We start from the raw sequence: 12,780 nt of genomic DNA, 5'->3' as shown, positions 1-12,780 counted from the left end.
GTGTCACCGGCCGGCCCGCGGTCAGGGCCGCAGGTCCTCCAGGTAGTGCAGGGCTTCGTCCAGCGTGGTCGCGAAGTCCATGTCCGGGTCGTTCGCCCAGTCCATCGAGACCTGCAGCATCACGCCGAACACGGCCCCGGTGTAGGCGCGGACCGCCGGGTCCCCCGGGTCGCGGCCGGCCCGCTTGGCCACCTGTTCGCTCATCACCTGCATGGTCTGGCCGATGTTGCCCAGGCTGGCCCCCCAGAGCTCCGGCTCGGAGACGATGAGCACGAACCGCTCGCGCTGCAGGGCCAGTTCCTGCTCGCTGATGTCCTCGAGCATGGACCGGATGGCCTGGCGTTCGGCCTGGATCGGCGTCAGGTCGGGCGCCTGGGCCTGGACCATCATCGCGAAGGGCAGGTCGTAGTCGTGAGAGAAGACCAGGTCCTGCTTGGTCGCGAAGTAGCGGAAGACGGTGCTGGGGGCGACCTCGGCGGCTTCGGCGATCTGCTCGATGGTCGTGGCGGAGTAACCCTGTTCCCTGAACAGGCGCACCGCCTCCCGCTGGATCGCGGCTTTGGTCCGGGCCTTCTTGCGTTCTCTCAGTCCAGGCACTGATGCGGCCTGGTCAGACTGCGTCTGCGGCTTCATGCTCAGATTCTGCTGTCTTGGCGCTGCTCTGACCAACATGGCGCGGCAGCCACACCACGGCGAGCAGCACACCGAGCAGTCCGAGGCCGCCGGAGACGACGAGGACGACGTCCAGTGCGTGGACGTACGCCGAGCGCACCGAGTCCCCGAGTGCGGAGGACTTGATGGCGCGGGCCACCGCGAGGCCGCCGAAGACCGAGTCCTTGGCCGCGTCCTGCGCCTGCGCGGGCACCCCGTCCAGGTCGAGCTTGCCGCGGTAGCTGGAGTTGAGGACGGAGCCGAGGATGGCCGCGCCGAAGCTGCCGCCGAGGGTTCGGATGGACTGGTTGACGCCGGAGCCGACGCCCGCGGAGTCCTCCGAGAGCGCGCCGAGCGCCGCGTCCATGGCGGTCGGCAGGGCGATGCCGAGGCCCAGGCCGTACGCCGCGGTCCAGGCGGCGGCCAGACCGGTGCCGCTGTCGGTGCCCGTGGTGGCGCCGTAGAAGAGGCCGGCGGCCAGCAGCGCGAAGCCGATGCCGACGGCGGTCTTCGGGCCGAGCCCCTTGGCGATCTTGTTGGCGACGGTGACGCCGACGAGCAGGCCGCCGACCATCGGCAGCAGTCGGAAGCCGCTGCCCATCGCGTCGGTGCCGAGGACCGCCTGGTAGTACTGCGGCATCGTGAACAGCACGCCGAACATCGTGAAGTTGATGACGGTGCCGAGCACGGTGCCGGAGGTGAAGCGGGCGGAGCGGAACAGCGACAGGTCCACCAGCGGATCGGCGACCCGCTTCTCCCAGAGGACGAAGAGCACGAGGGCGAGCACACCGCCGATGCAGGGCACCAGCGTGGTGACGTCGCCCCAGCCCTTCTCGCCGCCCTGGATCACGCCGTAGGTCAGCGCGGCGAGACCGACGCTGGAGAACACCAGGCCGCCCACGTCGAACGGCTTGGCCTCCTTGGCCTTGGACTCCGGAAGCCAGGCGTACACCGCGAAGAAGGCGAGGATCACGACCGGCACGTTGATCAGGAAGACCGAGCCCCACCAGAAGTGGTTGAGCAGGTAGCCGCCGAGGATCGGGCCGAGCGGATAGGCGAGCATCGCCGCGCCCGCGACCGCGCCGATGGCCTTGGGCCGCTCCTCGTCCGAGAACATGACCGGCAGCAGCGAGAGCGTGGTCGGCATGATCAGTGCGGCACCGAGGCCGAGCACCGCGCGCGCGCCGATGAACGTGCCGGACGCCGTGGCGTAGGCGCAGGCCAGCGAGCTGATGCCGAAGATGACCAGCGCGACGAGCAGCACCTTCTTGCGCCCGAAGCGGTCACCGAGCATGCCCGCGGGGATCATGCCCGCCGCGAACACCAGCGTGTACGACGTGACGAACCACTGCAGCTCGACGTTGTTCGCGCCCAGGTCGTCGGCCATGGCCGGCAGGGCCAGGCTCAGGATCGTCACGTCGAAGCCCACGACCATCGAGGCGAGCACGAGAGCCGCGACGGCCCACCACCGCCGCGCACCGAGTTCTGCTGACACGAAAGTCGACCTCCTAAAGAGAGCTCAATATCTAGTCGGAGCGTACTCTCACTTTTTTTGGTCGGCTACCACCGGCCGCGTATGGAACGCGTCAAGGCTTCGCGGCACCCCCGCGAGGCCCCTCCAGGGGTGGCCGGGGCCGCTCTCCTAGGGGTGCCGGAGGCCCCGCCGTAGGGGTGCTGGTGGCCCCGTCCTAGGGGTGCCGGTGGCCCCGTCCTAGGGGCTGTTGAGGGGCAGGGGTGGGGTTGTGACCGCGCCCGCCGCGCCCCGACGCTGAGGTCGTGACGGAGAACGCGACGACCAAGAAGCCCCCGACGGTGAACAAGACCGTCGCCCCCGAGCCCAGCGACATCGGCCACTACTACGACCACAAGGTCTTCGACCTGATGACCCAGCTCGGAGACGGCAATCTGCACTACGGCTACTGGTTCGACGGCGGCGCGCAGCAGGCCACCTTCGACCAGGCCATGGTGCAGATGACGGACGAGATGATCCGCCGCCTCGATCCCGCCCCCGGCGACCGCATCCTCGACATCGGCTGCGGCAACGGCACCCCGGCCATGCAGCTGGCCCGCGCCCGCGACGTCGAGGTGGTCGGCATCTCGGTGAGCGCCCGCCAGGTCGAGCGCGGCAACCGCAGGGCGCGCGAGGCCGGCCTCGCCGACCGGGTCAGGTTCGAGCAGGTCGACGCCATGAACCCGCCGTTCGCCGACGGGTCCTTCGACCACTGCTGGGCCCTGGAGTCCATGCTCCACATGCCCGACAAGCAGCAGGTCCTCACCCAGGCCCTGCGCGTCGTGAAGCCCGGCGCCCGGATGCCGATCGCCGACATGGTCTACCTCAACCCGGACCCCGGCGCGGCACGGACGGCCACGGTCAGCGACACCACCATCTACGCCGCGCTCACCGACATCGGGGACTACCCCGACATCTTCCGCGCGGCCGGCTGGACGGTCCTCGAACTGACCGACATCACCGCCGAGACGGCCAAGACCTACGACGGCTACGTCGAGTGGATCCGCGCCCACCGGGACGAGTACGTCGACATCATCGGCGTCGAGGGGTACGAGCTCTTCCTGCACAACCAGGCGGCCCTCGGCAAGATGCCCGAGCTCGGGTACATCTTCGCCACCGCGCAGCGCCCCTGACCGTGCCGCACCGGCCACCGGCCGCGCGCCACGGCGCCCGGCCGGCCCGGGGCACCCGCCTCGCCCGCTCCGCTCTCCCAGTTCAGGGGCCCGTCTGTGAAGACCTTCCGCATCCCCGTGTCGGCGTCCGTCTCCCTCAACGTCAGGCATCGGCCGGCGGCCGGACCGGGCGCCGCCCGCCGCCCGTACCTGCTGCTGCACGGCATGCTGTCGAACGCCCGGATGTGGGACGACGTCGCCGACCGGGTGGCCGCCGCCGGACACCCGGTGTACGCCGTCGACCACCGCGGTCACGGCGAGTCGGACACCCCTGCGGACGGGTACGAGAACGCCGCCGTCGTCGAGGACCTGGTCGAGGTCATCGCCGCGCTGGGCCTGGCGGACCCCCTGATCGCCGGGCACTCCTGGGGCGCGCACCTGGCGCAGCGGCTCGCCGCCGAACACCCCGACCTGGTGTCCGGGCTCGTCCTGGTCGACGGCGGCTGGTACGAGTTCGACGGCCCGGTGATGCGGACCATCTGGGAACGCACCGCCGAGGTGGTCCGGCGCGCGCAGGAGGGCACCACCAGCGCGCGGGACATGGGCGCCTACCTGCGGGCGATGCACCCCACCTGGTCGTCGACCTCCATCGAGGCGCGCCTCTCGGACTACCGCGTCGGGCCCGACGGCCTGCTCGTCCCCCGGATGACCTCGGAGCAGGTCATGTCGATCGTCGCGAGCCTGCAGCGCGAGGCCCCCGTCGACTGGTACCGCAAGATCACCGTGCCGGTCCGGCTGCTGCCGATCATCCCGGCGGTGCCCCGGCTGGCCGACCAGGTGCGCGCCTGGGTGGCCGCCGCCGAGGCCGCCCTGGACCGAGCCGATGTCCACTGGTACCCCGGCTCCGAGCACGACCTGCACGCCGAGGCGCCCGACGAGGTCGCCGCCGACCTGCTGCGGCTCGCCCACGACGTCGACGCGCCGCCGGTGGACCGGCCGGCGGCCCGGGTCGTGCCGCCCGAGTCCCGGCGGCAAGGCAGGGGTTAGACCCGCTTAAGCAGCCGCGGCAACCCTGGCGGGGACAGCGTGCGGCCCGTTCCTGCCCGCACCGTCCCGCCTGAGGCTTCACGCGCGAGAACAGGAAGGCTGGCCATTCCCGTGGCGAACGAGGACAAGCTCGTCGAATACCTCAAGTGGACGACCGCCGAGCTGCACCAGACCCAGCAACAGCTGCGCGAGCTCAAGGCCGCACGGAACGAGCCGATCGCCGTGGTCTCCATGGCCTGCCGGCTGCCCGGCAGGACCCACTCCCCCGACGACCTGTGGGACCTGGTGTCCGAGGGGCGCGACGCCGTCACCGGCTTCCCCGACGACCGCGCCTGGGACCTCCCCGAGGACGCGGAGTACCCGAAGCTCGGCAACTTCCTGGACGACGCGGCCGGCTTCGACGCGGGCTTCTTCGACATCGGCGCGACCGAGGCCGTGGCCACCGAACCTCTGCAGCGCCTCATGCTCCACCTCGCCTGGGAGGCCGTCGAGCGCGGCCGCATCGCCCCGCACACCCTGCGCTCCACCCTCACCGGCGTGTACGTCGGTGCCACCGGGCACGACTACGCGACCCGCCTGGAGACGGCACCCGACGACCTGCTGCCCTACCTCGGCGGCGGCACGTCCGGCAGCCTCGTCTCCGGCCGCATCGCCTACGCCCTCGGCCTCGAGGGCCCCGCGATCAGCGTGGACACCGCCTGCTCGTCCTCCCTGGTCGCCCTGCACCTGGCCTGTCAGGCGCTGCGCCGCGGGGAGTGCCGCCTCGCCCTGGCCGGCGGCGGCACGATCATGTCCACACCGCACACCTTCCACGCCTTCGCCCACCAGAAGTCCCTCGCCGCGGACGGCCGGTGCAAGTCGTTCGCGGCGGCGGCGGACGGCATGGGCCTCGGCGAAGGCGTCGGCCTCGTCCTGCTGGAACGGCTCGGCGACGCACAGCGCAACGGCCACCCCGTGCTCGCCGTCATCCGCGGCTCCGCGGTGAACCAGGACGGCGGCGGCTACGGCCTCGCCGCGCCCAACGGCCCCTCCCAGCAGAACGTGATCCGCGCCGCGCTGGCCGACGCGCAGCTCGCCCCGGACCAGGTCGACGCCGTGGAGGCGCACGGCACCGGCACACCCATCGGCGACGCCATCGAGGTCCAGGCGCTGCTCGCCACGTACGGCGCGGGCCGCTCCGCCGACCGGCCGCTGTGGCTCGGCTCCGTCAAGTCCAACACGGGGCACATCCAGGGCGCCGCGGGGACCGCCGCGCTCATCAAGATGGTGCAGGCCTTCCGGCACGACACGCTGCCCCGGACCCTCCACGTCGACCGGCCCACGCCGCTGGCCTCCTGGAAGAAGGGCGGGGTCCGGCTGCTCACCGAGGCGGTCGACTGGCCCCGCCGCGAGGAGCCGCGCCGGGTCGGGCTCTCCGCCTTCGCCACCTCGGGCACCAACGCCCACCTGATCCTCGAGGAGCCGCCGGCCCCGCAGACACCCGCCGCCGCGGACACCGCCCCCGGCACCGGGGAGACAGACCGCGACGCCGCGGCGCCCGACCGCCCCGTGGCCTGGGCCCTCTCCGCGCGGACCCCCGAAGCGCTCCGGGCGCAGGCGGAGGCCCTCGTCGGCCACCTCGCCGCCACCGACCCCGCGCCGGACCCCGCCGAGGTGGCGTACTCCCTCGCCACCACCCGTAGCCCCCTGGAACACCGTGCCGTCCTCCTCGGCACGGACGCGGCGGACCTGCTCGCGGCAGCCCGCGCACTGGCGGCGGGCGAGGACCACCCCGGCCTGGTCGTGACCCCGCCCGACGCCGCCCCCAAAAAGCTCGCCTGGCACTTCGGCGGCCCGGCCGACCCCCGCTCCGACGCATCGACCGGCGCCGGTCTTTACGCGGCCTTCCCCCTCTTCGCCGCCACCTTCGACGAGGCCCGCGCACTCCTCGCCCCGCACCTGGCCGCCCCTCTGCCCGCCGATCCCTTCGGCTCCGCCCGGCCGGAGCACGCGGAGCCGCTGCGCTTCGCGGTCCATGCCGCGCTGGCCCGGCTGCTGCTCGGCGCCGGGGTCCACCCGCACACCGTGACCGGGCACGGCGTCGGTCACATCGTCGCCGCGTACGCCGCCGGGGTCCTCACCCTCGACGACGCCTGCCGCCTGGCCGCGGCCCACGCCACCGCCACCGCCGAGGGCGGGCAGCCGACGCCCGACACGTACGAGCCGGTCCTGCGGCAGCTCGACCTCCGGCCCGCCACGCTCGCCCTCACCAGCACCGCCCCGGCCGACACCCCCCTCGCCTCGCCCGCCTACTGGCACCACCACCTCACCTCCCCCGCCGCGGCGACCCCTCCCCCCGAGACCCACACGGTCCTCGCCCCGGGCTCCCTCTCCCCGGACCCGGCGACCCCCGCCGCCCACGCGCTGCTCACCGCGCTGGCCCGGCTGCACACCGGGGGCGGCACGGTCGACTGGGCGCCCCTCGTCCGGCCCGCGCGGCAGCCGCGGACCGTGGACCTCCCGACGTACCCCTTCCAGGCCACGCGCTACTGGCTGCACGACCACACCACCCGCACCGCGGTGTGACACGTCCCGACCCACTCACACAGGAGCCTTCATGACCAGCACCGACAACACCCCCGGCCAGGACGCCACCGCGCTCGAGAAGCAGCTCGCCGCGGCCACCCCCGAAGAGCGCGAGCGGCTCCTCACGGAGACCATCCGCACGCAGGCCGGCACCCTCCTGAACACCGCCCTGAGCGACGACAGCAACTTCCTGGAGAACGGCCTCAACTCCCTCACCGCCCTGGAGCTGACCAAGACCCTGATGTCGCTGACCGGCATGGAGATCGCGATGGTCGCCATCGTCGAGAACCCCACGCCCGCCCAACTGGCCCACCACCTCGGCCAGGAGCTGGCCCACACCTCGGCGTAGGCACCCCGGCGCCGCCCGCACGACCCCGCCCCCGGCCGCACGGCGCTCCGGGGGCACAAACATGCGCGGCACCACGACGAACACCTGTGCGCCGCAGGCCGTTTTGGCGGCGCGGCACGGGATACCCGGCGGAGCACACATCCGGCACCACCCGGAGCAAGGAGAAGTGCGATGCCCGCGAAGCAGAATGCGTTCGCCCAGGTCGCCGGGGGGCCAGCCGTCGAGAAACTCAAGTCGGAGGCCCAGGCCTACCTCATGGCCCAGGTCCAGCGGCTCGCGGTGGGGGCGGGACAGAAGGTCAGCTCGGGAGCCGGCAAGCTCACCTCGATGGCCGAGGGGGCGAGCCCCGGGCCCCTCAAGCTCGCGCTCGACAGCGGCCGCAAGCTGGCCGAGGGCAAGAGCCCGGCACGCACGGCCCTGGAGGTCGGCGCCGGTCACCTCAAGGACAAGGTGAAGGGCCTGTTCACGGGGTCGGGCGGCAAGGGCAAGGGCAAGGGTGGGGGTGGGCAGAAGCCCACGGTGATCCTGGAGTCCATCGATGTGGGTGTGCCGTTGCGGGACGCCTATGACCAGTGGACGCAGTACCAGGAGTTCTCGACGTTCGCCAAGGGTGTCAAGAGCGCCTCGGTGGCCGGCGACACGGACTCGGACTGGCAGCTGAAGGTGTTCTGGTCCAGCCGGAGCTGGAAGGCGCACACCACCGAGCAGGTGCCCGACCAGCGGATCACCTGGACCTCGGAGGGCGCCAAGGGCACCACCAAGGGCGTGGTGACCTTCCACGCGCTGGGCGACAACATCACCCGGGTCCTGCTGATCATCGAGTACTACCCCAAGGGACTCTTCGAGAAGACCGGCAACATCTGGCGCGCCCAGGGCCGCCGGGCCCGCCTGGACCTCAAGAACTACGCCCGGCACATCTCGATACGCGGTGAGGCGAGCGACGGCTGGCGCGGCGAGATCCGCGACGGCGAGGTCGTGCGCACCCACGAGGACGCCGTGGCCGAGGAAGAGGAACAGCGCGAACAGGACGAACTCGACGGCCAGGACGAACACGAGGACGCCGGCGAAGCCACCGCCGAGACCGACGAAGACGCCGAGACCGACGAGGACGCCGACGAACACGAGGACGCCGACGAGGACGCCGACGAACACGAGGACGCCGACGAGGCCACCGCCGGGACCGACGAGGAATACGACGACGACGCGGCCGAGGCCGAAGAAGCCGACCCGGACGACGACCCGGACGAGGACGGGGAAGCCGCGAGGGAGGACCCCGAGGATCCCGACCCCGAGGACGACGTCGTGGACTCCGAGAAGGGCGACGAAAAGCAGCCGGACCGCAGGAACTCCCGGCGCTACGCCCGTTCCTGACGGCCCCGCGCCGGGAGAACGCGCGGAGTTCTCCACCGAAGAACGTTTGGCTCACCACTCTCTGTCCCCAGCCCCGGACAGCTCATCCGATCCGGCGACGCGGCAGCCACCCGTGCAGGACACCTGCGGAGGCTGCCGCACACGCATCCGTGCGCCGGTCGCTGACGGTTCCGAAAGGCCGGGAACATGCCCGAATCCGCACCGACCGCACCCGTACGCCGCCCGGGGAGTGACTTCACTCTTCTGTCGAAGAGGATCAAGGCCGCCGGGCTGCTGGCCCGACGCCCCGGGTACTACCTGACCCGCACGTCCCTGGTCCTGTCCGGCTACGTCCTGGCCTGGGCGGCTTTCGCGCGGGTCGGGGACAGCTGGTGGAATCTGGCCACGGCGGCGGCACTTGCCTTCGTGTTCGGCCAGGTCGCGCTCCTGGCGCACGACGTCGCCCATCTCCAGGTGTTCCGGCGGCGCGCGACGAGCGCCCGGGCCGGACGCCTGCTGGGAAACCTCGGCATCGGCATGGGATACGGGTGGTGGCAGGACAAGCACTCACGCCATCACGCCAACCCCAACCACGAGGACCTCGACCCGGACGTGCGACCGGACATCCTCCTCTGGAGCGCGGGCCAGGCCCGACGGGCGCAGGGCTGGCTGCCGCGGCTGGTGGGGCGGCGACAGGCCTACCTCTTCTTTCCCCTGCTGGCGCTCGAAGGGTTCAATCTGCACGCCGCAGGCCTGCGCTCCCTGGCGGACCGGACGCTCAGGCGCCGCAGGACGGAAGCGCTTCTGCTGCTCGGCCACCTCGCCCTGTACGCGGGCGCCTTGTTCCTGACCCTCCCCGCGGGCAAGGCGGTGGCGTTCCTCCTCGTCCACCAGTGCCTGTTCGGTCTCTACCTGGGCTCCGTCTTCGCCCCCAACCACAAGGGGATGCCGCTGCTCGCGGGCAAGGACCGGCCCGATTTCCTGCGGCGCCAGGTCCTCACCTCGCGCAATGTGCGCGGCGGCCGTCTCACCGACCTCATGCTGGGAGGCCTCAACTACCAGATCGAGCACCACCTCTTCCCGCAGATGCCCACCCCTCACCTGCGCCGGGCGCAGGACATCGTGCGGGCGTACTGCCGGGACGCCCGGGTGCCCCACGCGGAGACGGGCCTGCTCGCCTCCTACCGGGAGGCGCTGCGGAGCCTGCACGCGGCCGGGGAGCCCCTGCGGCACCCGGACTCCTGAGCCCTCGACGGCCTTCCCCGCGCCCGCCGGTGATCATGAGCCGGAGGGGGCGGGCGGGCCGGCCGGTGCGGGCAGGGCGAGGGTGTCGAACGTTCCCGCCGTGATGCCCATCGCGAGGTCGACGAGCGAGCGCCCGTGCGACCGCGCATAGGCCCGCAGGGTACGGAAGGCCGCGTCGGGGCTGGTGTTCCAGCGCTCCGCGAGCATCCCCTTGGCCTGTTCGACGGCGATGCCGCTGTGCAGCGCGTGCTGGAGCTGGTCGCGCTCGGTCTCGACGGCCATGATGGTGCGCTGCTGCAGGAGCGCGATGGTCGCCACGTCGGCCAGGCCCTGCCCCAGGGCGATGTCGGAGGCCTCCAGCGGCTGCGGGGACGACCGGAAGAGCCCCAGCACGCCGATGCTGCGTCCCCGCAGCCTCAGGGGGAGGGCGTTGGCACCGGCGAGTCCGCTCTGCAGGGCGGCCGGGGTGAAGTGGGGCCAGTTCCGGGTGGCGGCGCCGGTGGTGAGGTCGATGCCGGTACGGGCACTGCCGGTGCGGTAGCACTCCTGGCAGGGACCCTCCACGTGGTGCAGCGCGAACAGTTCGAGCAGCCGAGTGTGTTCGTCGGAGGCGGCCAGCACGCGCAGGGCGTCGTCGGCGTCGGCCAGCATGACGCCGGCCGCCTGGATGTTGAGCAGGTCCGTGCAGTGGCAGCAGAGGCGGTGCAGGAAGTCCAGGACGTCGAACTCCGCTGTGAGCGAGTCGGCCATCTCCACGAAGACGGTGGCAAGGAGTCGGTCGCGGTTCATGCGGGCGGGTCCTCCGGATCGGGAGCGTCGGGTTCGTCGTCGATATCGGTGAGACGGCTGTCCAGGGAGTCGCTGCCCAGCCTCAGGCGGCGGGCGATGACGGCGTGCGCCACGTCGTCCAGGGGGCGGCCGCTGGTGTACGCATGCGCCCGCAGACGCACCAGCGCGTCGGCCAGACCGATCCGCAGCTGGGCGCTGAGCATGCCCGTGGCCTGGTGGATCTCGGCCCGCTCCAGGCTGTCCGCGGCGTCCAGGAATCCGGGAAGCGCGAACCCGGCCCCGGACCCTCCCGCGGGGGGCCCGTCCGGCGGGACGGCGTCCGCGGCCGGCGGGCCGGGGCCCGCGCGGGTGGAGCGGCCCGACGGACTCTGGCCCAGGCAGTAGCGCGTCAGCGCGCGTGCGAACAGGTCGGCGTCCTCGTTGGACACTCCGGTCAGCGGCCCCGGGTGGGTGCGCAGCAGGGTCAGGACCCCGATCCGCAGCGCGCCGATGCGCAGCGGGAAGCAGAAGACCCCTCGCACCGGCCCCGTGTCCACGGCGGTCAGGGCGGGCCAGCGGTCCTCCCGCACGGTGGCCAGGTCGTCGACCCGCACGACCGAGCAGTACCGCATGCTGTCCAGGCTCGGCCCCTGGCCGCAGGTGAACTGCAGATCGCTGAAGGCGCGCGCGGCGGGGTGCGAGAACCACATGGCTTCGAGGGCTCCGGTCTCGTCGGCGCTCAGGCACACGGCGACCCCGTCCACCTCCAGCACCTCGGCGGCGGCGACGACCGCGTGGGGAGCGCCGTCGGACCAGCCGTCGCCCTCCAGCAGGCGCAGCACTCCCATGATCCGGTCATGGCTCACGGCGAGGCCCACGGGTGGCACCTCGGTGGGGCGTATCGCAAGGTCGGCACGTCCGGCTCCCTGCAGTCACGGGTGGTGCTCCGCGCGGCCGGGGCGGGACGGTGGAGCCGGCCTGGACACGCGAGGCATGGGCCGGAGGGAGGCGATACCCGACCGGCGGACGTCAGGGGCCGGGACGCCCGTCCAGTCTACGGGCCCGGGGCCACGGACCAGCCGGATTCCGCCGATGGGCCGACGGTTCCGGTACGGCGCGGAGGAACCGTCCCGGTACGGCGCGGAGGACGGTCCTGGTCCGGCGCGGAAGGACGGTCACGGTACAGCGCGGAAGGACGGTCACGGTACGGCGCGGAAGGACGGTCACGGTACGGCGCAGAGAACGCGCCAGATCCGCGCCCCCGCACGAGTCGGCCCCGAAGGTGGGTGGCCAGGGCGCCCCACCCGGCCTAGTCTGGCGGCGAGCCCCTGCCCCCGGCGCACCCGTTCTCACGGTCCTGACAGCCGGACGTCGTACGGCACGGCCACATCCCGGGTGTCGCGTCCCCTGTTTCCCGGCCGGGAGAACTCCTGACGGCGGACGTCGCGGAGCGACGGTCGGAGCCGTCCTCGCCCGGTGCCCGTTCCGATCGCGGCCGACACGCACACGTCGCCGCACAGGAGCCGGAGCACCACCAGCCCAAGGATCATCATGACCGAACGCAACACCTTCCTGCGCACCGCACATGACGTGGGCCTGGCCGCCTGGTTCGGGGGCTCCCTCATGGGAGCCGTCGGGATCAACGGAGCCGCCGAGGCGGAGGGCGTCACCGAGGTCGGAACGGCTCGGATCGCGTCCGTGGGCTGGTCGAAGTGGGCACCGCTGGGAGCCGCCGCGATCGGCGCGCATCTGTGGGGCGGCGCCGGGCTGCTGGTGGCCAACAGCGGGCGGGTCCGCGGCCAGCGCGGCGTGGCCGCCGCCACGATGGCCAAGACCGCTCTGACCGGGGCGGCCCTCGGCGCCACGGTCTACACGCGTGTGTTGGGCAAGAAGGTCGACCTCGCGTCCTCGGAGAAGACGGCCGACCAGGAGGTGGCGGAGGAGATCCCCGTGGCGGTCGGCCAGGCGAAGCGGCAACTGGCCCTGATGCAGTGGACGATCCCGGCCCTGACGGCCGGCATGCTCGTCCTGAACGCGCTGCAGGGCGAGCAGCAGCGCCCCTCCCAGCAGACGGTGGGCGCGCTGCGCAAGACGCTGGACCAACTCGTGCAGCGGCGGCGCTAGTCCACCGGGCCGAGGCCTTCACCGGCCTCGGCCCCCGCGGCTCTCCGCGGGGGCCGGTT

At 72.5% G+C, this 12,780-nt stretch carries 11 protein-coding genes; 7 read left to right on the top strand and 4 right to left on the bottom strand.

From position 1 onward, the window contains the following. Positions 1-21: 21 nt before the first annotated feature. Complete coding sequence (locus ACFYXE_RS07795) at positions 22-597, bottom strand: TetR family transcriptional regulator (RefSeq protein WP_361174969.1); 576 nt, start codon at positions 595-597, stop codon at positions 22-24. A gap of 13 nt (positions 598-610) precedes the next feature. Next, positions 611-2,146 (bottom strand): DHA2 family efflux MFS transporter permease subunit, encoded by a 1,536-nt coding sequence (locus ACFYXE_RS07790; protein WP_389310074.1) that lies wholly within the window; start codon positions 2,144-2,146, stop codon positions 611-613. 281 nt (positions 2,147-2,427) lie between these two features. Between ACFYXE_RS07790 and ACFYXE_RS07785 the strand changes: the two genes are divergently transcribed. The 6 genes from ACFYXE_RS07785 (at position 2,428) to ACFYXE_RS07760 (ending at position 9,829) form a co-directional block, all read left to right on the top strand. Further along, positions 2,428-3,294, top strand: a complete 867-nt coding sequence (locus ACFYXE_RS07785; RefSeq protein ID WP_361174963.1) for a methyltransferase domain-containing protein — start codon at positions 2,428-2,430, stop codon at positions 3,292-3,294. 96 nt (positions 3,295-3,390) lie between these two features. Beyond that, positions 3,391-4,320, top strand: a complete 930-nt coding sequence (locus ACFYXE_RS07780) for an alpha/beta fold hydrolase (protein WP_389310071.1) — start codon at positions 3,391-3,393, stop codon at positions 4,318-4,320. 111 nt (positions 4,321-4,431) lie between these two features. Then, entirely contained in the window at positions 4,432-6,885 is a 2,454-nt protein-coding gene (locus ACFYXE_RS07775; protein ID WP_389310068.1) for a type I polyketide synthase, read from the top strand. Between the two features lie 31 nt (positions 6,886-6,916). Then, positions 6,917-7,234: an acyl carrier protein gene (locus tag ACFYXE_RS07770; RefSeq protein WP_389310065.1), complete on the top strand. Its 318-nt coding sequence runs from the start codon at positions 6,917-6,919 to the stop codon at positions 7,232-7,234. A 171-nt stretch (positions 7,235-7,405) separates the two neighbouring features. Beyond that, on the top strand, positions 7,406-8,605 hold the full coding sequence (locus ACFYXE_RS07765; protein WP_389310062.1) for an SRPBCC family protein: 1,200 nt from the start codon (positions 7,406-7,408) through the stop codon (positions 8,603-8,605). A gap of 186 nt (positions 8,606-8,791) precedes the next feature. After that, positions 8,792-9,829: a fatty acid desaturase family protein gene (locus tag ACFYXE_RS07760; protein ID WP_389310059.1), complete on the top strand. Its 1,038-nt coding sequence runs from the start codon at positions 8,792-8,794 to the stop codon at positions 9,827-9,829. Between the two features lie 33 nt (positions 9,830-9,862). On the opposite strand, the gene ACFYXE_RS07755 is transcribed toward ACFYXE_RS07760, so the two are convergent. Together ACFYXE_RS07755 and ACFYXE_RS07750 are read right to left on the bottom strand one after the other, a co-directional pair. Beyond that, on the bottom strand, positions 9,863-10,618 hold the full coding sequence (locus ACFYXE_RS07755; RefSeq protein ID WP_389310057.1) for an ANTAR domain-containing protein: 756 nt from the start codon (positions 10,616-10,618) through the stop codon (positions 9,863-9,865). Further along, positions 10,615-11,475 (bottom strand): ANTAR domain-containing protein, encoded by an 861-nt coding sequence (locus ACFYXE_RS07750; protein ID WP_389310054.1) that lies wholly within the window; start codon positions 11,473-11,475, stop codon positions 10,615-10,617. Before ACFYXE_RS07750 ends, ACFYXE_RS07755 begins: the two co-directional genes overlap by 4 nt. 673 nt (positions 11,476-12,148) lie before the next feature. Here ACFYXE_RS07750 and ACFYXE_RS07745 point away from each other — a divergent pair. Continuing rightward, positions 12,149-12,721 (top strand): hypothetical protein, encoded by a 573-nt coding sequence (locus tag ACFYXE_RS07745; RefSeq protein WP_389310051.1) that lies wholly within the window; start codon positions 12,149-12,151, stop codon positions 12,719-12,721. The last annotated feature ends 59 nt before the right edge of the window (positions 12,722-12,780 follow it).

It is taken from the genome of Streptomyces sp. NPDC002564 (assembly GCF_042889645.1).
Taxonomy (GTDB): domain Bacteria; phylum Actinomycetota; class Actinomycetes; order Streptomycetales; family Streptomycetaceae; genus Streptomyces.
Note: the sequence above shows the minus strand (reverse complement) of the source record. Positions and strands in the feature narration are given on the sequence as shown.